Origin of the sequence: Saccharibacillus brassicae, assembly GCF_006542275.1 — a bacterium.
In the GTDB taxonomy this organism is placed as follows: Bacteria; Bacillota; Bacilli; order Paenibacillales; family Paenibacillaceae; genus Saccharibacillus; species Saccharibacillus brassicae.
Genome location: NZ_CP041217.1, coordinates 619,339 through 638,984, shown reverse-complemented (window position 1 = coordinate 638,984; position 19,646 = coordinate 619,339). Strand labels below are relative to the sequence as shown.

Here is a 19,646-nt window from a genome sequence, read left to right as displayed (position 1 = left end):
TTATGCGTCTTTTTTAGCGATATGGATCTATTGACAAATAAATGAATGGTGTATAGTGTATAATCGTAATCGTTACGAAAAAGGAGGGGGAGAAGTATGGCGCATTTATTGATGATCGAGAGTTGGGTCGGAGCGAGCGGCAGGCTGCTGCCTGTGCTGCTTGAAGAAAGAGGCCACACGTACACGTTCGTCACCCGCAGGCCGGGCCATTACGGGGAAGACGGCAGCGAATCGCCGCATCCGGTCCTCGCGCATGCGCAGGAAGTGCTGATCGCCGAGACGAACGATACGGCCGAACTGATCGAGAAGCTGCGGCCTTACGCGTTCGACGGCGTCATTACGGTGTGCGATTACTATATCGATACGGTCAAGGACGTGGCGCAGGCGCTGTCGCTTCCGTGTCCGTTTCCCGCCGCGGTGGGGCAGGTCAGGAACAAATACCGGATGCGCGAAGCGCTTGATCGGGCGGGGCTTGCCAATCCGTCCTACCGCATCGTGCGCGGGTGGGAAGAAGCGCGGGCGGCGGCCGAAGAGATCGGCTATCCGCTCGTCGCCAAGCCTGTCGATCTGGCGTCCAGCGCGTTCGTCAACCTTATTCGGGACGCGCAGGAATTACATATGGCCTATGCGGCCCTCGAGAACTTCCCGCTCAACTTCCGGGATCAGGAACGCGATCGCCGCATGCTGCTGGAAGCGTTTATGGAAGGCAGCGAAGTCAGCGTGGAGAGCGTCTGCTGCGAAGGAGAGATTCATACGCTGGGCATTACCGACAAGTCGGTCACCGGGACGCCTTATTTTATCGAGAACGGACATATGTTCCCGGCGCAGCTGAGCGAAGAGACAGCCGGGGAAGTGCGGCTGTTCGTCGAAAGCGCGCTTGAAGCGGTCGGCTTCGACCACGGCATCGCGCATACCGAAGTGATGCTGACGGCGGACGGTCCGCGCATCGTCGAGATCAATCCGAGAACGGCCGGCAATTACATCGTCGAACTCGTGCATCACGTCACCGGACTCGATCTGCTGGACGTGTTCGTCGATCTGGCGCTCGGCTGCAAGCCTGTGCTTAACACGCAGGACCGGGGCGTTCGCAGCGCCGCGATCGCGTTCCTCGTTCCGCCGAAGCGGGGCCTGATCGAGCACCTGGAAGGAACGGAAGAACTGGCGAACGATGCCCGCCTCGCCCGGTTCCAGTTCGCGGACTGCGAGTCCCGCTTCGTGGAAGCGCCGATCGACAATGCGTGCTATCTGGGCCACGTCGTCGCGATCGATCGCGAAGGGCGGCAGGCCAGAAGCTACGCCGAAGACGCGCTGTCGCGTATCCGGCTTCGTTACGCGGCAGAGAGCGAAGTCTCGCCATGAACCTGAACCTGAACGCATTGCAGGAAGCGGTTCTGCGGGGAGAACTCGGCGCCGATCCCGCATCGGTGTCCGCGACCGGCGCGGTAAGTATCTACCAGACGACTCAGTTTCCCGGTTCTGCCGTGAAATACCGGAATCACTATTTGCTGCTGCGGGTGGGAGAAGCTTTTGGCGCATGCTCGCATACGCCCGGGCAGCTCTCCGCGGACGCGGCCGAGGAATGCTCCGGCCGCTCCGTGGCGGAGCTGCTGCGCGATGATCGCCTGCCGGTGCGCGTGGCGGCGATGGACGCCTATCTGGCCGCAGTGCGGCCGCATCACGGCGCCTGCCGGGAAGTGGCGCATATTCCCGCCGGTACTCCGCTGGACAAGGCGCTGCTGCGCGACGCCTGCGTCGCCGATACGGCGCGGATCGCGCCCGGCAGCCGCGTCGCGCTGATCGGCGTCGTCAATCCGCTGATCGAAGCGATCGAGCGGCGCGGAGGCATCTGCCTGCCCTGCGATTTGCAGCTGGAACGCACGCAGAGCGGACAGCGCGTGGAGCCGGACATGCACGTCGTGCTGGAGCAGGCCGACAGCGTCATCTGCACGGGCATGACGCTGAGCAACGGCAGCTTCGATCTGATCGTGCACAAGGTCCGGGAACGCGAAATACCGCTGACCGTCTACGCCCAGACCGGCAGCGCCATCGCCGCACGGTTCGTGGGCGAAGGCGTGCGGAGCGTCGTGGCCGAACCGTTTCCGTTTACGCAGTTTAGCGGCGGAGCTTCCGAACTGTTTATCTATCATTGAGGTTTGAAGGAGGAGGAACTTCATGTCGGCGTCACTTAATTCGGATCGCGACAATTTTTTGCACACCCGTCCGTCGCTGTACCTGACTTTTAACGGAGAAGAAGATTTCGGCATGGCGCAGTTTATTGACAAGCTGCTGCGCGAATACGACTCGGGACCGAAAGTGCTGGACGTCGGCTGCGGACCGGGCCGGGAAGTGGACTGGCTCAGCGAAGCCGGGTACGACGTGACGGGGCTGGACCAGTCGGAGGAAATGCTGCGCTGGGCCAGAGAGAAGTATCCCGAACGGTCTTTCGTGCGCGGAGATCAGGAACGTTTCGAGCTGAACGAGCAATTCGATGCGCTCACCTGCGTGGGCAGCACGTTTTTGTACAATTTTACGAACGACGACGTACGCGCTGCTCTTGGCTGCTTCCGCAACCATTTGAAGGAAGGCGGCCTGCTGTATCTGGATATGCGCAACGCGGCGTTTTTCCTCACCCGCGAAGGGCAGCGCTGGCTGGAGGAAGAATTGATCGACCGGCGTATGCACGGGGAGCAGGGAGTGACGCTGCGCACGCGCTTTTCGATCGACCTGCCGAATCAGCTGCTGCTGCGCGATTACAGCTGGGAATTCGACGGGCAGGAGCCGATCGCGGAACATCTGAAGCATCGGCTGCTGTTTCCGCAGGAACTTGTCCGGTATTTGACCGAGTCCGGCTTCCGCCTGATCGAGCTGTTCGATCAGCCTGCGCCGCATATCGGAGCGTTCGAACAAGATCAACCGCTCGTTTTTGGGAAAAGCATGCAGGGCAGAAGGCTTCAACTGCTTGCGCAGGCCATATGAATAAAGTTGGAGGTTCGCGATATGCATAGAAAAAAGTTTTTTTACCCGCTGCTGTTAATAGGATTCATCATGGTGGGAGGGTGCGGCGCGCCGGCGGCGAACGAGCAGGCCGCTCCTAATCGGGCCGAAGCGGCGCCGGCGTCCAAGGAAGCCGAGGCAGGCGGCGAAGCTTCCGATACCGGGGAGAAAGTTCCGCAGGAGCTGATCATCGCCGATCAGGAAATCGCGGCCGCGCTCGATCCGGTACAGCCGCTCACGTCGAGCTATTTGATCGCGATCGGCGCGGGCGAGACGCTGTTCAAAGCCGATCCCGAAGGGAAGATCCAGCCCGTGCTGGCAGAAAGCGCCGAAGCGGTCGACGCGAAGACATGGAAGATCACGCTCAAGCCGGAAGCGAAGTTCTGGAGCGGGAAAAAGGTCGATGCCGCGGCGGTCGTCGCTTCGCTGGAACGTTCGCGCAAGCTCGACAAGCAGGTCGTGCCGTACATTCAGGATTTGACGTTCTCCGTCACGGACGACGCCGCGCTGCAGGTCAAGACGGCGCATCCGAACATGGACGTGCCGCTGAGTCTGTCTTCGTACCAGACGCTGATCCATAACGCGGAAGCCGCTCACGACGCCGTAGGCACGATGGACTTGTCCGGCATGTACAAAGTGACCGCTTTCGAACCGCAGAAGCGGATGGAACTTGCCGTCAACGACGAGTACTGGGGCGAAAAGCCTGCGATTGCCCGCGTCGTGCACGAGCAGATTGCCGACGAGCAGACGCGGATGCTGTCCGTATTGAGCGGCAGCAGCCATATCGCGCAGAAGATGCCGGTATCGGCAATCGAACAGCTGCAGGCGGAAGACAAGGTGAAGCTTTCGACCGTGCCCGCTTCCAATACGCAGACCGTGTACCTGAATTTGAAGCAGGACAAATTCCGGGACGTCCGGGTCCGGCAGGCGCTGTCCTGGGGGATCGATCGCGAGGAACTGATTCTGCAGGCGGCGGAAGGGCAGAGCTTTCCCGTAACGACGTGGCTCAGTTCCAATCCGGCATTTGCCGAAGCGCGGGACGCGGTATACGCCAAGTTCGATCTTGAGCGTGCAGGGAAGCTGCTCGACGAAGCCGGTTGGACGCTCGACGGCTCGGGCGTGCGCACCAAAAACGGCGAACCGTTCACCCTGACGCTGATGACGTGGGGCGGCGATCGTGCGCTCGGCGAGACGCTGCAGTACCAGTGGACGCAGCTCGGCATTCAGGCCGATATCCGGCACGGCGATTACAGCCTGATCGAGAGCGCGCGCGAGACGGGCCAATGGGACGCTTTTATCGAAGCGTGGAGCACGTTCGGCGAGCCGCATACGCTTCTGAGCGGCCAATACGCGCCCGAAGGCAGCGGCAATTACGGAGGCTTCGACGACGCCAAAGCAAACGAACTGCTGGAGCGGTTGGAAGCGGCGACCGACGCAGCGTCGCGCCATGCGCGGGCGCTCGAAGCCAACGCCTATATCGCCGAACAGGCGCCGGTCATCAGCTTGTATCCGCGTCCGCAGGTGACGGCCGTCAGCCGGAATCTGGAAGGATTCGTCGACCATTTCCGTCCGTTCGAAAATTTGGTGAACGCAAATCTGAAATTTGTGTCTCCGTAACGGCAAAGGAGGCGGACGCTGATGAGAAGGCGATTGCTGCTTACGCTTCTGCAGACGTGTATTACCGTTTTTGCCGCTTCGATCGTGTTGTTCGCGCTGATCCGCCTCGCGCCGGGCGATCCGGCCAAGCTTCTGATCGGCCGAACGCTGGATATCGCGGTGGACGCCGACACGTACGCCAAGATGGTGGGCGACCTGCGGGGCGAGCTGGGCTTGAACGGAAGTCTGTTCAGTCAATACGTATCGTGGGCGGGCAGCCTGCTGCGCATGGATCTGGGCACTTCGTTCTATACGCAGCGGCCGGTGTCTGCCGAGATCGGCGAACGCTGGCCGGCGACGCTGCTTCTGGCATGCACGGCGCTTACGATCCAGGTCGGGATCGGGCTGCTGGTCGGCATGCTGTCGGCGCTGCGTGCCGGGACGCTGACCGATACGCTGGTCCGGCTGCTGTGCGTGCTGCTGGCTTCCGTGCCCGGGTTCGTGATCGGTCTGCTGCTGCTCCTGCTGCTGTCCGTCAAGCTTGAGCTGTACGAAATCGGCAGCGGAGCCGGCTGGTCGCGATTGTGGCTGCCGGCGCTGACGATGGGGCTGCTCGGAGCGCCGCAGATGATCCGCGTCGTGCGCGCCAACCTGCTCAGCGAGTTGGGGCAGGTCTATGTCCAGTCCGCGCTGTCGCGGGGACTCGGCACGCGCCGCGTCGTCGGTCACGCCATGCGCAACGTGCTGCTCTCGACGATTACGCTGATCGGCCTGTCGCTCACCGCTTACGTCAGCGGGGCCGTCGTGATCGAGAGTCTGTTCGCGTGGCCGGGACTTGGCGAATACGCCTTAAACGGCATTCTGAACAAAGACTACCCGGCTCTGCAAGGTTACGCGCTGGTCACGGTGTTGTCGGTCGTCGGGATTCACCTGATCGTGGAAGGGCTGTACGCCTGGCTCGATCCGCGCGTCGCACGTCCGCACAAGGAGGGAGCGCATGAATAGCCGGCGAGCGTCTTATACGCTGATCTTCGGCCTGCTCCTGCTGGTGCTGCTGATTGTCCCGATCTTCGCCGCTTCGTGGCTGCCGCTGGGCGATCCGCTGGCGATGAACGCAGGCGCGCGTCTGGAGCGGCCGAGTCCGGAACATCCGCTCGGGACCGACCGGTTCGGGCGCGATCTGCTAGCCCGTACGCTGCACGGCGGTCAGACGACGTTGGTCTCGTGCGGGCTTGCGCTCGGTTCGGCGCTGCTGATCGGCCTGGTGCTCGGTGCCGTGGCCGGCCTGCTTCACGGTTCGCTGCTCGATATCGCGTTGATGCGGATCATCGACGTGCTGCTGGCTTTTCCGTTCATGGTGTTCGCGATGGTGATCGCGGCTTTGTTCGGCACGGGCCTTGCGCATCTGCTGCTGGCCGTTGTGATCCTGTGGTGGGTCGGTTTTGCGCGCCTGACGCGCAGCATCGTGATCCAGGCGAAGAAAAGCACGGCCGTCGAAGCCGCCCGGGTGTTGGGCGCTTCGCCTGTTCGTATCCTGCGCACGGAGCTGCTGCCGCAGGCGCTCGGTCCGGTGCTCGTGCTGGCCACGTTCGAACTCGGCAGCCTGATTTTGGGCATAGCGGCGCTGTCTTTTCTCGGACTGGGCTCCCAGCCGCCTTCGCCGGAATGGGGCAGCATGCTGGCCGACGGGCGCGCGCATTTCATGACGACTCCGCATGTGCTGCTCGGCCCGGCGTTGTTCATCGTGCTGACGGTGCTGGCGTTCAACTGTATCGGCGAAGGACTGCGGGACGTGATCGATCCTTACGAGAAACACCGGATATGAGCGAAAAAGAAAACGGGCACGTGAACAGGAGAGACCAGAGGAGGCATGGAAATCGCGGACAAGCAGGAGAAGCTTCGAATCGACAATCTGGAAATTGCGTACCGGTCTGAGAAAAAAGGGCAGACGGTACTCCAAGCGATTTCGTTCACGATGTACGAAGGCGAAATCGTGTCCCTGCTCGGCGAGAGCGGATCGGGCAAATCGACGATCGCCAAAGCGCTGCTCGGCCTGCTTCCGCCTTCCGCGTCCGTCGCGTCCGGCACGCTGGTTCTGGAAGGGCATCCGGCGATCCGGCTCGCGCGGCCGGAACGGGCCTGGGCCAAGCTTCGCGGGCGCGGTATCGCCATGCTGTTTCAGGATGCGCGATTGGCGCTGAATCCGATGATGAGGATCGGCGAACATTTTCGCGAGACGCTGCGGGCGCATCGGCTGGCCGAAAAAGAAGAGACATTGGTGATCGGCGCGGATTGGTTGTCGCGTCTCGGTTTTGCGGACCCGGCCACAGTGCTGCGGTCGTATCCGCACGAGCTGAGCGGAGGCATGTGCCAGCGCGTCTGCCTGGCGCTTGCGCTCTGCCTGCGTCCGCAGGTGCTGATCGCGGACGAGCCGACTTCGGCGCTGGATACGGTGAACCAGCGGGAAGTGCTGGACCTGCTGCACAACCTGCAGCGGGAACTGGATCTGACGGTGCTGCTGATCACGCACGACCTTGCGCTTGCGCAGGCGCTGAGCCATCGCGTCCTCGTCCTGCACGAAGGCCGCATCGTGGAACGCGGAGAGACCGCCCAGGTGCTGGCGCGGCCGCAGCATGCATACACGCGGCAGCTGCTGGATGCCCGTACGCCGACCGCGCAGCCGGAAGCGGTCGGTTCGGGTGCTCCCGCATACGGGGAGAACCCGCTGCTGGACGTGCACGATTTGGCCAAATCGTACGGACCGGGGCAGCGGGTGTTGAGCGGAGTCCGCCTGCGGCTGCACGAACGGGAAATTGTCGGCATTCTCGGCCAAAGCGGCTGCGGCAAATCGACGCTCGTTCGCTGCATCGTGGGACTGGATTCGGCGGATGCCGGCACCGTCCGGCTGCGCGGCGAAGACATTACCCACGCGACAGGGCGAGCCAGGCGCCGCCTGGCCCGGCATGTCCAGCTCGTGTTCCAGGATGCGCGGGCGAGTCTGAATCCGCGCGTCAGCGCGCTGGAACTTGTGCAGGCCGCGCTGCATGTCTTTCGCGTCGGCAGCCGTTCGGAGCGGCTTGAGCGGGCCCGCTTCCTGCTGGACGCAGTCGGCATTCCGGAGTCTGCCCAGCGGCGCAGGCCGCCGCAGCTCAGCACGGGGCAGTGCCAGCGCATCGCGATTGCGCGCGCTCTGGCGCTGCAGCCGGAGATTCTGATCTGCGACGAAGCCGTTTCGGCGCTCGACATGAGCGTACAGGCGCAAATTTTGGAACTGCTGCAGCGCCTGCATCGCCAGTTCGGGTTTTCGATCCTGATGATTTCCCATGACGTGAAGGTGCTGCGCGCGTTTTGTCATCAGATCGCCGTCATGCACGAAGGACGCTTTATCGAGCAGCTGCCGGGCCGGAGCTTGCTGCGCGGCGAGCATGAACATACCCGCCTGCTGCTGCGCGGCGCCGATTTCCCGGCAGAAGAAGAGCGGCCGACTTCGGCCTACAGGAAGTAAAGCTTTGACGTACCGTTCAGTTCGCGCCGGATTTTGCATCAAGGCTGCACGGGTTTTCGCTTCAGAGTTCGTATTAGAGTTCATATTAGAGTTCATATCAGAGTTCGCTTCAGAGTTCGCTTCAGAGTTCGCACCCGAGGAGGATACGCCATGAGCTCCACGATTTTGGGAACGATCGGACAGACCCCGCTGATTTCGCTTGCCCGCCTGAACCGTCCCGAAGAAGCGCAGGTCCTGTTCAAGTACGAGCGCTACAACCCGGGAGGCAGCATTAAGGACCGTGCGGCGCTCTATCTGGTCGAGACGGCCGAGCAAAGGGGCTGGCTGAAGCCGGGCGGCACGTTGATCGAATCGTCCAGCGGCAACTTCGGCATCTCGCTGGCCATGATCGGAGCCGCCAAAGGGTACCGGGTCCTCATCTTGGTAGACCCCAAGACGACCGAAGCCAATCTCGCCCTGATCCAAGGGTTCGGGGCGGAAGTGATCGTCGTCACGGAGCAGGACGACAGCGGCAGCTACCACAAAACGCGCATCGCGCTGGCGAACAAGCTGGCCCGCGAGATCGAAGGGGCTTACCGGCCGGACCAATGCTTCAACCGGCTGAATCAGGAAGCGCATTACCGCAGCACGGCCCGGGAGATTCTGGAGCAGTGTCCGGGAGAACTGAGCGCGTTCGTCGCGGCGGTCAGCACGGGCGGCCAGCTCGGCGGCATCTCGCGTTTTCTCAAAACGTACGCGCCGCAGGCGCAAATCTGCGGCGTGGACGCGGTCGGCTCGACGATCTTCGGCGGGCAGGCCAACGCCTATCGTACGCCCGGTGTCGGGCTCAGCTGGACGCCGGTCAACCTGACCTTGTCGAATCTGGATTATGCCTACAAAATTTCGGACGAGCATGCTTTCGTGGCCGCCCGGGCGTTCGCTCGCCACGAAGGCATCCTGATGGGACCGTCCAGCGGAGCCTGCGCGCTGGTCGCGCTCAAGCTGGCCCAGCAGTGGGGGCCGGAACGCCGGATCGTCAGCATGGTGTCCGACGGCGGAGACCGGTACATCGGGACGCTGTTCAATGACGAGTGGATGCGAAGCCAGGGATTTTCGACGACGGCGAGCCTTGAAGACGTGCGCGAGATCGCCCGGCAGCTGAAGCCGTGGAGCGAATCGCCGGGCGAATGCGCCAACGAGCAGATGGGATTGATCGAGACGCTGGACGTTCCGCAGGCGACTTTGCTTGCGAACGCCGAACTGCATGTGCACGACATGATCCGGGCCAGACGCTCGCCCGCGGCCGCTTTTCTGGATTGACGAAATGGAGGGTGTGACCTTTTGAAGTCTTCGCGCGCGACTTCCTGGACGTTTATCCGTCTGTACGGCCTGGCGTTTTTGTTTTTCAGCGCCAACTCGATTCTGGCCGTTATCGTGCCGCTGAGAAGCGAGGCGATCGGGGCCAGCAACGCGGCGATCGGTTGGATTATGGGCGCTTACATGCTGACCTGCATGTTTTTTCGCCCGTTGGCGGGAAAAATCATTCAGCGTCACGGAGCGTCCCGGGTGCTGCGCGTGCTGCTGCTGGTCAACGGCTTCGCGCTGCTGCTCTATCCGCTGACGGGCCTTTTGGGTTTTCTCGCGGCGCGTCTGCTGCAGGGAATCGCCACGGCGTTTTTTTCGATGGCGCTGCAAATCGCGATCATCGATTCGCTGTCCGACGAAGAGCGGTCGCAGGGCATCTCGCTCTACTCGCTGTTCACGTACATGCCGGGCATTATCGGACCGGTGCTGGCGCTTGCCTTGTGGAACGGGGGAGACATGAACGCCTTTTTCGCGGTGATGGTCTTAATCGCGGTCGGGACGGGAATCTTCGGCTTCACAACGCCGATCCGCTCGCCCGGAAATCCTGCAAGCGGGGGAGAAGGACAAGCGGAACCGGGCAGCGTTTGGCACTCTTTTGGCCAGATATTTACGATCCCGCCGCTTGCGCTCTGCACCCTGCTGATGCTCGGCACTTCCGTCGTGTTCGGAGCCGTGACGGTATTCGTTCCGCTGTATGCGGCAGAGATCGTCTGCGGCAATGCGGGCCTCTACATGATGATCCAGGCCGCGGTCATCGTCGCCGCCCGGTTTGCGCTGCGCAAACGGATTCCTTCGGACGGCATCTGGCGGCCCCGCTTCGTTCAGGGGGTCGTAGGTCTGGCGGGGATTGCCGTTCTGCTGCTGGCCGCCGCCGAATCGGCCGGCCCGGCCGCGTTCTACGCCGCCGCGGCCTTGATGGGAGTGGCCCAGGCGCTGCTGTATCCTTCGCTGACGACATACCTCACTTTTGCGCTTCCGCAAGCTTCCCGCAACATGCTGCTCGGTTTGTTTATCGCTTCGGCGGATCTGGGCATTTCGCTCGGCGGACTGGCGATGGGGCCGGTCGCGGACCGGCTGTCGTACTCCGGCATGTACGGCGCGTGCGCCGTGCTGCTGCTGCTTCTGCTCGGCGCGGAAAAAGGATACCGGAGCCGCGTGCGGTGACGAACCCCTTTTCCGCGCAAAGCGAGCACAGGTCGGCAGGAGCTTCGGCTTGCATTCGAACACAGAAAGGCCCGGCAGCGCTGCCGGGCCTTTTTTAACGCTTAAAAATGGATACAGGAAATAATTTATTACATAAAAAGTAAAAATGGCTAAGCGACTGTTAGCTGGCTACCGATATAAGGAATATCTTTATTATCGCCCCGGAGGCCGCAAAAATGAAATCCAAACGAATCTTTTATGCAATAGCTGCGGGATACCTCGTTCTCCATTTCATCTTGTCGAACCTCTATAGAGAGAACGAGACCGCGCTGACATGGATCGGACATTTGAATATTTTTCCCATTTTGGCCTGCACGCTGCTGATGCTGCGGGTGACGCGCCATCCCCAGTCCAAAAACCGGTTGTTTTGGCGTTTCGTCCTGTGCAGCAGCGTGTGTTACCTGACTTCGCTGCTGCTGATGCTCGCCGATACGCTGCTCGACCGGATGACGCTGCCTTCGCCCGGGATCACCGATCTGTTTTGGGCGGCGCAGGGAGTTTTTCTGTTCGTCGGCCTGCTCGTTCTCGTTCATCAGCGGCTCAAAAGTTTGCGCCTGATGCAGTATTTCCTGGATGCGTCGATCTTCATGTCGACGACGGCCGTATTCAGCTGGAGCCTCATTATCGCGCCGCTGTTTCATACGTCGATGCAGCAGGAGCATTGGCTGCCGGCCTTTTTGAACCTGTGCTATCCGATTATGGATCTCGGCATTTTGTTTCTGCTCAGCCTGCTGCTGTTCGCCAACCAATCGATGGGAAGCAGCCGCACGGATGCGATGTTTTTGGCCGGGGTGCTGCTGCTTGCGCTCGGCGATTCGACGTATCTGTACATGCAGCTGCACGGGATGTATTGGCTCGGCAGCCCGGTCGACGCGACGTGGACCGCTTCGACCCTGCTGCTGACGTCGGCCGGGCTCGAATCGCTCACCGGACGGCAGACGAGAAGACCGCGCCGGATGTCGGCGCTGCTCGCAAGCCGCTTGGGCTGGCTGCGCCGGCTGCTGCCTTACGTCAGCCTCGTGGCGCTGTTTGCGATCATTCTGGACGAACTGGCCGAATTCAACGTCATGGTCATGGGCAGCGCGTTTGCGGTGCTGCTCATTATCGCCCGGTTGATCCTGACTTTTGTCGAGAACGATTATTTGCTCAACCGCCTGACCCACACCGTGGAGATCAAAGAGCACGAAGCGAGCCACGACCCGCTGACCGGACTGCCCAACCGCCGCAAATTCGATGCCGAGCTGAACGAAGCGGTAGAGCGGGCCGAACGGGAAAGCGGACAGTTGGCGCTGCTGTTCTTCGATCTGGATCGCTTCAAGCACGTCAATGACAGTATGGGCCATACGGTCGGCGACCTGCTGCTGCAGGTCGTGGCGGATCGGCTGCGCGAATATATTCCATCTTCCCGCCTGCTGGCCCGCCAGGGCGGCGACGAATTCACCGTGCTCGTCGATCCGCTGGAAGGCGAAGTGGAAGCGTACCGGACGATCGCCGCGATCGAAGAAGTGTTCAAGAAGCCGCTCGCGCTGAACGGGACGATGCTCTACGTGTCGGCCAGCATCGGCGTGGCGCTGTATCCCCGCGACGGCTCGACGGCGGACGAGCTGATGCGCAGCGCGGACATGGCCATGCACGAAGCGAAGAAAAACCGGCACCAAAAGAGTCTGTTTTTCGAACCGTGCTTCGGCGAACGGCTGGCGTACAAAGTCGAGCTGGAAAACGAACTGCGCGGCGCGATCGAACGCGGCGAAATCTCGCTGCATTACCAGCTTCAGCAAAATATCCAGCACTGCGGCATCGTGGGGGTCGAAGCGCTGATCCGCTGGAACCATCCGGTGCTGGGCAGCGTGTCCCCGGTCGAGTTTATTCCGGTGGCGGAAGAGACGGGCATGATCATCGCGATCGGCGAATGGGTGATGAAGACGGCCTGCCGGCAGCAGGTGTCCTGGGCCGAAGCGGGCTTCGGTTCGCTGCGCATGAGCATCAACGTCTCGCCGTACCAGTTCCAGGACGAATTGTTCGTGGAAAAAATACTGCACACGCTGCGCGAGACAGGCGTAGACGCCCGGCAGATCACGCTTGAAGTGACCGAGTCGCTTGCGATCCGGGATGTGGAGAAAGTGTCTTCCCAGCTGCGTCTGCTGCGTCAATGGGGCATCAAGCTCGCGATCGACGATTTCGGCACAGGCTATGCTTCGCTGAAATACCTGCGCACGTTCGAGCCGCATCTGCTCAAGATCGACCGCTTTTTCGTCGACGGTATCGACGTCGAAGCCGAGCGCGGAGACATGGTGCGGGCGATCATCGCGATCGGCCGCAGCCTGAACATGGAAGTGCTGGCCGAAGGCGTGGAGACGGAGAACCAGCTCCAATTCCTGCGCGCGGCAGGCTGCGACGAAGTGCAGGGCTACTACCTCAGCCGTCCGCTGCCGGCGGAAGCGCTGGAGCAGCGGCTGAGGCTCAAAGGCTATCCGCTGACGACGGGGGCGGACTGAGGCTTGTCTGCTGCCGCGCAATTCCGGCTCTGTCCGGCCCAAAAAGACCGCTCCCCACGGGGAGCGGTCTTTGGCGTTGATGCGAATACGGAGCATCCGGTGCGTCAGCGTCCGATCTTCGCTTTGTAAGCGAGCGAATATTGATCGGCCGCGAGGATGGCATCGAGCACGTCGCCCGCGGTGACCGGGAACGGCAGGTTGTGCGCCGTCTCGCCTTCCTTCGTGGCAGCTTCGGCGACGCGGTACAGATCTTCGTTCGACACGTCTTTGAGGTGCAGATCTTCGAGCGTGACCGGCAGGTCGAGCTTGAGATAGAAATCGATATAACGTTCGATTTCCTGCAGCGAACGGCGTTCGAGCGCGAGCTGTACGAGCGTGCCGAATGTCACTTTCTGGCCGTGCGTCATATGGTGGATATCGCCTTCGAGCACGGTGAAGCCGTTGTGGATTGCGTGCGCGCCGGCGAGTCCGCCGCTTTCGAAGCCGAGTCCGCTGAGAAGCGTGTTCGCTTCGATGACCGCGTCCAGCGCCGGCGTCACGACTTTGCGTTTGACCGACTCGTAGGCGAGCAGCCCGTAGTCGAACAGCGTCTCTTCGCATTTGCGCGCGATCGCTTCCGCCGCGAGCGTCGTCAGGCCGCCGGCCATCGTGGTCGCTCTCGCTTCGATAACGGCACGGCATTCCACCCACGTGGCGAGCGCGTCGGCGATGCCCGAAGTGAGGAACAGCGGCGGAGCGCCGGCGATGACCCGCGTATCGACGAGGATCAGGTCGGGATTTTTCTTATAGAACGAATAGGCGTCAAAAGCGCCTTCGTCGGTATACAGCACGGACAGAGCGCTGGTCGGTGCGTCGGTGGAAGCGGTCGTCGGCACGATCACGCAGGCGGCGCCGAGCACGTCGTTGACCGCTTTGGCCGTATCGAGCGTTTTGCCGCCGCCTACGCCGACGACGAGATCGACGCCTTCGCCGAGTTCGGCGATCCGCTTGATCTCGCCGCGCGAAGCTTCGCCCTGGAATTCGGCCCGCTTGGTCGAAATGCCGGCTGCTTCAAGACTGTTCGCGACGCGGTCGCCGGCGATCGGCCAGACGATTTTGTCCGCGATGACGAGCGCCGATCGGCCCAACGATTTGGCATATTCGCCCGCTTTGTCTACGACGTCTTTGCCCTGTACGTATTTGCCGGGGCTAATAAATACTTTTTCGCTCATTGATGTCCAGCTCCTTTCGAATAGCGGCTGCCTCGGATGGACAACCTTACCCGACACCATTACCCGAAAAAACCCCCTCGCGACTCGACAAACCTTTTCCAAAAAAAGGTGCGCTCATGCGCTCATTTGTAAACTTTTGCGCCTCTTCGTGCGTCTTAGGGATGTGTGCAAGAGAGACAAACAAGTGAAATGAGAAATCGGAGGGATTTTGGGATGAAAAACAAAGCGTATAAATGGATCGTGGGACTGTTGGCAGGCAGCCTGCTGATCTCGCCGCTGCTGCCGGTCGAAGTCGAAGCGGCGTCGCAGGCGGCACCGTCGCTGTCGATCAACGGAGGAACGGCGCAGGGCGGAGAAGTGGAGATCCGCGGCGGACGGACTTACATAGCGGTCCAGGCGGCGTCGGAGCGGCTCGGCTTCCGGGTCGACTACAACCGTGGTTCGAAACTCGTCACGCTGCTGCGCCCGGATACGATGCTGAAGATGACGCTGGGCCGGGCGGAAGCGGACATCGACGGAAAACGCGTCAAAATCGGAGCCGCGGCGTTTGTCGAGAACGGACAGGTATACGTGCCGGTTCAAGCGCTTGCATCGGCTCTCAAAAGCAAAAGCGGCTGGAAAGCCGAAGCCAAAACGGTGACGCTGAGCGACCCCGGCCGGTACGTGATCCACTCGGAAGGCGGACAGACGGTCTGGGTGTCTTTTGCCAAGGGAGATGTCTATTCGCTGGAAGCCGGCGCTCCGAAAAAGCTCGCAGGCGCCAACGTCTCGGGGCTCGATTGGGGAACGGTCGACGTGCGGGCGCTGGGCAGCGGTTCCTACCTGCTCTCGGTCGGACGGGAATACGTCGCTTCGTCGCAGACGGTGCATAACCGGTTCCAGTTCGTCGTGCAAAAAGGGAAAGTGACGAAGCAGGCGCATTATCGGTATTCCGGCATGTACAACACCGACGTCTTCGGACCGAAAACGCTCCCGGCACAGCGCGCCTACGTAAGCGACGGCCGGACGGTGCAGGTCGTGGGCGCCGGCGGCCGGGCCGCGGCGGATTACGATCTGGCGAAGCTGACGAAGCAGACCGGACCTTTTATCGTCGAATCGGTCACGGCCGATTATTTGCTCGTGCGAGCGTTCGACACGCTTCAGCCGACCGTGATCGACCTGAACACGGGCCGCTCGTCGCTGCTGTACAAAACGCTGCTCGGACAAAGTGAGCGGGCGGAATGGGACGAAGTGACGACAGACGTCGGCGAACGGGTGCTGCTGCAGTCCAGACTCCGCTTCGTGAAGCAGGAAGGCAATCGGCTGGATTTCACGTATAAAAAGATTGCTTCCGGACCGGACCAGTTCGGCCGCGAATTCAAAGTCAGTTATACGTTGAAGCCGTCGTAAGCGAAATGGAAAACGGGGGGCGGTATAGGGACGCATACGGACGCCTAGCCTCCATGCCGTATGTGCTTCAGGCCGAATTGCCTAAGCCGCTCCGCTCGCTTGAGCACTTGAATACAAGCCCGGATAGGCCGGTATTCGTTCCGAAAAGGGACGGGTACCGGCTTTTTGATCCGTTCAAAACGGAAGCGGGCAGAGGCCGCGACGAAAAAGCCTCCCCGCAAGGAGGAGGCCGATGATCATTCGGATACAGGAAAAGAAGGGCGGATCAATCGCCGTCCGGATACGGCCGATTCGCCCTTGGCGAATCAAAGATGGGAACATCATACGAAGATTACAGGTAGATGTCCAGCATGAATGCCGGATATCGTCGGTCTGCCGCATCCGTACTCTCAGTACAGGGTTCATTCTTTTTCAAAATTCTGCAGAAGCAAGCGAAAAGGTATCGAATGCCCGCCCTAAAAGAACTTTCTCTAATAATAGACGCCGCAACCTAGAACGCGTATACTGATACTTATGATTCTACTTTCGACAAGTATTATCAAAAGTTGCATTCAGCAAAGGAGGACTCTTCATGCAGCCTGCTGCGCACAGTTCGATCAAGGTCAAGAAAATGAACGAAGAAGCTGTTCGTCAGGCGCTGCGGAATGCGGGGTCCGGCACCAAGACGCAGATCGCGCAGATAACCGGGCTGAGCATAGCTACCTGCGGCACGCTGCTGGGCGAGATGCTGGAGAGCGGGGAAGCGCTGGAAGACGAACCGGAACAGTCGAGTGGAGGACGCCGGGCGCGCCGCTACGTTTATAACGCGGATCATACGCATGCGGCCTGTATCTGTGCGATGTATGAAAAAGAAAAACCGACGCTTCTCTACGCGGTCGCCGATTCGTTCGGCCGCATTCTGGAACGCCGCGCCGAAGAAGTGGACGCGCTCGACGAAGCGGCTATCGATACGCTCATCGGCGCGCTGCTGTCGCGGTACGCCCAGATCAAAGCGGTAGGCATCGGCATCCCCGGGTTGGTGCACGAAGGCGTGATCAATATCTGCGACGCGGCCGAACTGATCGGCGTTCCGTTAGGGCAGCGCATCGAACAGAAATACGGCGTCAAAGTCACGGTGGAAAATGATATGAATTTGACCGTGTACGGTCTGTACGGGCAGCAGCCGTGGGCAGAACCGGAAACGGCTGCGGCGATGATCTTCGTACCGGGTTGTTTTCCCGGCGCGGGCTTGATGATCGACGGACGGATTCACCGCGGCGCGAGTCGTTTCGCGGGGGAAGTCTCGTTTCTGCCGTTCGGCATGTCGCGCGACGAACAGTTTGAACGCTTGAACGTCAAAGAAACGTTCGTGCCGCTTGCCGCGCATGCCGTGGCGAGTCTGGCGGCGATCGTGAATCCGCGGCTGATCGCCTTGATGGGCGATCAGGTCGACGCGGCGGATATGCCGGCGATCCGGGAACTCTGCCTGACCGTCATTCCGGCCGAACATATGCCGGAGCTGACGTTTGTGAAAACGCCGGAAGAGCCGTATATGCAGGGACTGATCGCGATGACGCTGGAGAGTCTGTCGTATTCGTTCAAGTTGGTAGAAAACAAACATTAAGATCACGGAAAGCGGAAAGGAAGTATGAAGATGACGCAGCGTACGGAAAAACAAAAAATGCTGGCGGGAGAACTGTACAAAGCCTGGGACGAGGAACTGACGAACGAACGCAATCGCGCCCGCCGGCTCGTGCGGCAGTATAACGCGACAACCGAGGAAGAAGAAGCGCTTCGAGCCGAAATCATCCGCGAACTATTCGGTTCGACAGGCGCCAATTTCGGTATTGAGCCCAATCTGCGCGTCGATTACGGGTCCAACATTCACGTCGGCGAAAATTTCTACGCCAACTTCGACTGCACCATTCTCGACGTGTGCGAGGTCCGTATCGGAGACAACTGCATGCTCGCGCCGGGGGTCAGCCTGTACACGGCGACCCATCCGATCGATCCGTACGAGCGGATCGCGGGACCGGAGCTGGGCAAGCCGATCACGATCGGGCATAACGTCTGGATCGGAGGCCGCGCGGTGATCAATCCCGGCGTTACGATCGGGGACAACGCGGTCATCGCGTCGGGAGCCGTCGTAACGAAGGACGTGCCGGCGAATGTGATCGTCGGCGGCAATCCGGCGCGGATTATCCGCGAGATTCCAGTCGGCGAGCGCCCGGCGTAAAGCATCCGTAGGCAGAACCGGGCAGACGGGCCCAGGCGAGCGGTTAAAAAACAGACGGAAAAGGCACGCGGGAGTTCCGCGCGCCTTTTTCGTCTGCGACAAGTCCGGGAGAGCCGGCTCTCCCGCGCCGCCAAGCGGGACCGGCGCTTTGGCGTTCCCTTAGCGGTCCAGCGGCCAGCACCGCAGCGACAAGATTTTCGCCTCGCCGCCCTCGGCGAAAAACGCGATGCCGGTCGAAGCGGCATCGGGGTAGATCCGGGCCGTCATCGTCAGCTCGCCGTCCCCGGCAAACACCTCGACCGAAGACCGGTCGACGAAGATCCGCAGCCGCAGGCGTTCCTCCCGCAGCGCAAGCGGCGCCCGGCGTACCCCGCCGGGCCCGGCGCCGGAGCGCTCCCGATCGAGGATCAACCGCTCCTCGTCCCGGGCGTACGCCAGCACCGTGTGCTCGCCGCGGTCTTCGCCGATTCGCAGCGCAATGCCGAACACAGGCGCCGTGCCCGCCTCGAATTCGACTTCCAGTTCGACGCATTCGCCGGAGACGCCGGGGAATTCCCGGCCGCGCAGCAGGCCGTCCGCGGCCACGGATGCGATCGTCTCTTCCGCGTACCGCGTTTCTGCGCCGCGCAGCGACTCAAGCTCCGGCGCCGGCCGGACCGCAATCCGCCCGTGTTCGAGCGTCAGCACGCGCGGCAGCGTCATCGCGCCCGCCCAGCCGCGCGCCTGCTCCGGCATGCCGCTTTCCCACATCGCCATCCAGGCGATCAGAATGCGGCGTCCGCGATCGTCGAGCGTCGTCTGCGGCGCGTAGAAGTCGAAGCCGTAATCGAGCGTTCGGAATTCGCCGTGTTCCAGCGTGCCGGTCCCGTAATCCAGCGTGCCCAGCACGTAACCTGCCTGATGCAGATTAAGGTACGATTCGCCGTCCGGGGCGACGCCCTGCGGCGAGAACGCCAGCACGTGGACGCCGCCAAGCTCGAACAGATCCGGGCATTCCCACATATAGCCCAGTTTGCCTGCCGGCTCCCGGCCGCCTGCCATGATTCCGACGAACGACCAGTCTGTCAGAGTGTCCGAACGGTAGAGCAGCACCTGTCCGAGATGGTCCGGCGTCCGTGAACCGAGCACGCAGTAGTAAGCGCCTTCATGTTCCCATACTTTCGGATCGCGGAAATGGAAAGGGTGAATATTCCCGGCCGGCGCTTCCGCGATGACGGGATTGCCCGCGTATTTTTCAAAAGTCGTTCCGTCGTCGCTGACCGCCAACGCCTGTACCTGAAGCAGGTCCGCTTCCCGATCCGGGCCGGTCCAGCGGTTGCCCGTATACATCAGCCACAGCCGGCCGTCTTTTTCGATCGCGCTGCCCGAGAAGCAGCCGTCGGCATCGTAGTCTTCGGAAGGCGCGAGCGCGATCGGCAGATGTTCCCAATGCGCCAGGTCGGCGCTTTTGGCGTGACCCCAATACATCGGACCCCACTGCGGCGAAAACGGATGATGCTGGTAGAACAGATGGTACTCGCCCCGGAAAAAGCAAAAGCCGTTCGGATCGTTGATCCAGTAAGCGGGCGCCGCGATATGGTAGCGCAATCTCCACGGATCTGCGGCGGCTGCCGCCTGCTGCTCCGCGATTGAAAGTTCCGCGCGCTCAAGCGCCCGGCGATGCGACTGCTGCGACTCGGTCATCGGGATGTCCT

The 19,646-nt window shown here is 61.4% G+C and carries 15 protein-coding genes; 13 read left to right on the top strand and 2 right to left on the bottom strand.

Annotated features, from left to right (window positions below; genetic code table 11):
- Positions 1-96: 96 nt before the first annotated feature.
- The 10 genes from FFV09_RS02510 to FFV09_RS02465 all read left to right on the top strand — a co-directional run bounded on the left by FFV09_RS02510 (position 97) and on the right by FFV09_RS02465 (position 13,137).
- A complete protein-coding gene (locus FFV09_RS02510; protein ID WP_141446224.1) occupies positions 97-1,359 on the top strand; it encodes an ATP-grasp domain-containing protein in 1,263 nt (420 codons plus the stop codon).
- Positions 1,356-2,150, top strand: coding sequence for a Rossmann-like domain-containing protein (locus tag FFV09_RS02505; protein ID WP_141446223.1), 795 nt, complete (start codon positions 1,356-1,358; stop codon positions 2,148-2,150). The genes FFV09_RS02510 and FFV09_RS02505 overlap by 4 nt, the downstream gene beginning before the upstream one ends.
- Positions 2,151-2,172: 22 nt before the next feature.
- On the top strand, positions 2,173-2,976 hold the full coding sequence (locus FFV09_RS02500) for a class I SAM-dependent methyltransferase (protein ID WP_141446222.1): 804 nt from the start codon (positions 2,173-2,175) through the stop codon (positions 2,974-2,976).
- A gap of 21 nt (positions 2,977-2,997) precedes the next feature.
- Complete coding sequence (locus tag FFV09_RS02495; RefSeq protein ID WP_141446221.1) at positions 2,998-4,611, top strand: ABC transporter substrate-binding protein; 1,614 nt, start codon at positions 2,998-3,000, stop codon at positions 4,609-4,611.
- A gap of 21 nt (positions 4,612-4,632) precedes the next feature.
- The gene (locus FFV09_RS02490; RefSeq protein ID WP_141446220.1) at positions 4,633-5,595 is read left to right on the top strand and encodes an ABC transporter permease; all 963 of its coding nucleotides are present in this window, start codon (positions 4,633-4,635) and stop codon (positions 5,593-5,595) included.
- Entirely contained in the window at positions 5,588-6,415 is an 828-nt protein-coding gene (locus FFV09_RS02485; RefSeq protein ID WP_141446219.1) for an ABC transporter permease, read from the top strand. Before FFV09_RS02490 ends, FFV09_RS02485 begins: the two co-directional genes overlap by 8 nt.
- A 45-nt stretch (positions 6,416-6,460) precedes the next feature.
- The gene (gene nikE, locus FFV09_RS02480) at positions 6,461-8,095 is read left to right on the top strand and encodes a nickel ABC transporter ATP-binding protein NikE (RefSeq protein ID WP_141446218.1); all 1,635 of its coding nucleotides are present in this window, start codon (positions 6,461-6,463) and stop codon (positions 8,093-8,095) included.
- Positions 8,096-8,245: 150 nt separating this feature from the next.
- A complete protein-coding gene (locus tag FFV09_RS02475; RefSeq protein WP_141446217.1) occupies positions 8,246-9,394 on the top strand; it encodes a cysteine synthase family protein in 1,149 nt (382 codons plus the stop codon).
- Positions 9,395-9,415: 21 nt separating this feature from the next.
- On the top strand, positions 9,416-10,603 hold the full coding sequence (gene cntE, locus FFV09_RS02470; RefSeq protein WP_141446216.1) for a staphylopine family metallophore export MFS transporter CntE: 1,188 nt from the start codon (positions 9,416-9,418) through the stop codon (positions 10,601-10,603).
- A gap of 215 nt (positions 10,604-10,818) precedes the next feature.
- Complete coding sequence (locus tag FFV09_RS02465; protein WP_141446215.1) at positions 10,819-13,137, top strand: putative bifunctional diguanylate cyclase/phosphodiesterase; 2,319 nt, start codon at positions 10,819-10,821, stop codon at positions 13,135-13,137.
- 104 nt (positions 13,138-13,241) lie between these two features.
- On the opposite strand, the gene FFV09_RS02460 is transcribed toward FFV09_RS02465, so the two are convergent.
- Entirely contained in the window at positions 13,242-14,348 is a 1,107-nt protein-coding gene (locus FFV09_RS02460) for a glycerol dehydrogenase (protein ID WP_141446214.1), read from the bottom strand.
- A gap of 213 nt (positions 14,349-14,561) precedes the next feature.
- Between FFV09_RS02460 and FFV09_RS02455 the strand changes: the two genes are divergently transcribed.
- The 3 genes from FFV09_RS02455 to FFV09_RS02445 all read left to right on the top strand — a co-directional run bounded on the left by FFV09_RS02455 (position 14,562) and on the right by FFV09_RS02445 (position 17,952).
- A complete protein-coding gene (locus FFV09_RS02455) occupies positions 14,562-15,737 on the top strand; it encodes a copper amine oxidase N-terminal domain-containing protein (protein WP_170314912.1) in 1,176 nt (391 codons plus the stop codon).
- 571 nt (positions 15,738-16,308) lie between these two features.
- A complete protein-coding gene (locus FFV09_RS02450) occupies positions 16,309-17,340 on the top strand; it encodes an ROK family protein (RefSeq protein ID WP_141446212.1) in 1,032 nt (343 codons plus the stop codon).
- A gap of 30 nt (positions 17,341-17,370) precedes the next feature.
- Positions 17,371-17,952, top strand: a complete 582-nt coding sequence (locus FFV09_RS02445) for a sugar O-acetyltransferase (protein ID WP_141446211.1) — start codon at positions 17,371-17,373, stop codon at positions 17,950-17,952.
- Positions 17,953-18,111: 159 nt separating this feature from the next.
- On the opposite strand, the gene FFV09_RS02440 is transcribed toward FFV09_RS02445, so the two are convergent.
- Complete coding sequence (locus FFV09_RS02440; protein ID WP_141446210.1) at positions 18,112-19,635, bottom strand: glycoside hydrolase family 32 protein; 1,524 nt, start codon at positions 19,633-19,635, stop codon at positions 18,112-18,114.
- Positions 19,636-19,646: the final 11 nt, after the last annotated feature.

Excerpts from the sequence above, each read along its gene's own strand:
- FFV09_RS02510 (WP_141446224.1), top strand. The coding sequence starts at position 97 with ATGGCGCATTTATTGATGATCGAGAGTTGGGTCGGAGCGAGCGGCAGG.
- FFV09_RS02505 (WP_141446223.1), top strand. The coding sequence starts at position 1,356 with ATGAACCTGAACCTGAACGCATTGCAGGAAGCGGTTCTGCGGGGAGAA.
- FFV09_RS02500 (WP_141446222.1), top strand. The coding sequence starts at position 2,173 with ATGTCGGCGTCACTTAATTCGGATCGCGACAATTTTTTGCACACCCGT.
- FFV09_RS02495 (WP_141446221.1), top strand. The coding sequence starts at position 2,998 with ATGCATAGAAAAAAGTTTTTTTACCCGCTGCTGTTAATAGGATTCATC.
- FFV09_RS02490 (WP_141446220.1), top strand. The coding sequence starts at position 4,633 with ATGAGAAGGCGATTGCTGCTTACGCTTCTGCAGACGTGTATTACCGTT.
- FFV09_RS02485 (WP_141446219.1), top strand. The coding sequence starts at position 5,588 with ATGAATAGCCGGCGAGCGTCTTATACGCTGATCTTCGGCCTGCTCCTG.
- nikE (WP_141446218.1), top strand. The coding sequence starts at position 6,461 with ATGGAAATCGCGGACAAGCAGGAGAAGCTTCGAATCGACAATCTGGAA.
- FFV09_RS02475 (WP_141446217.1), top strand. The coding sequence starts at position 8,246 with ATGAGCTCCACGATTTTGGGAACGATCGGACAGACCCCGCTGATTTCG.
- FFV09_RS02465 (WP_141446215.1), top strand. The coding sequence starts at position 10,819 with ATGAAATCCAAACGAATCTTTTATGCAATAGCTGCGGGATACCTCGTT.
- FFV09_RS02460 (WP_141446214.1), bottom strand. The coding sequence starts at position 14,348 with ATGAGCGAAAAAGTATTTATTAGCCCCGGCAAATACGTACAGGGCAAA.
- FFV09_RS02455 (WP_170314912.1), top strand. The coding sequence starts at position 14,562 with ATGAAAAACAAAGCGTATAAATGGATCGTGGGACTGTTGGCAGGCAGC.
- FFV09_RS02450 (WP_141446212.1), top strand. The coding sequence starts at position 16,309 with ATGCAGCCTGCTGCGCACAGTTCGATCAAGGTCAAGAAAATGAACGAA.
- FFV09_RS02445 (WP_141446211.1), top strand. The coding sequence starts at position 17,371 with ATGACGCAGCGTACGGAAAAACAAAAAATGCTGGCGGGAGAACTGTAC.
- FFV09_RS02440 (WP_141446210.1), bottom strand. The coding sequence starts at position 19,635 with ATGACCGAGTCGCAGCAGTCGCATCGCCGGGCGCTTGAGCGCGCGGAA.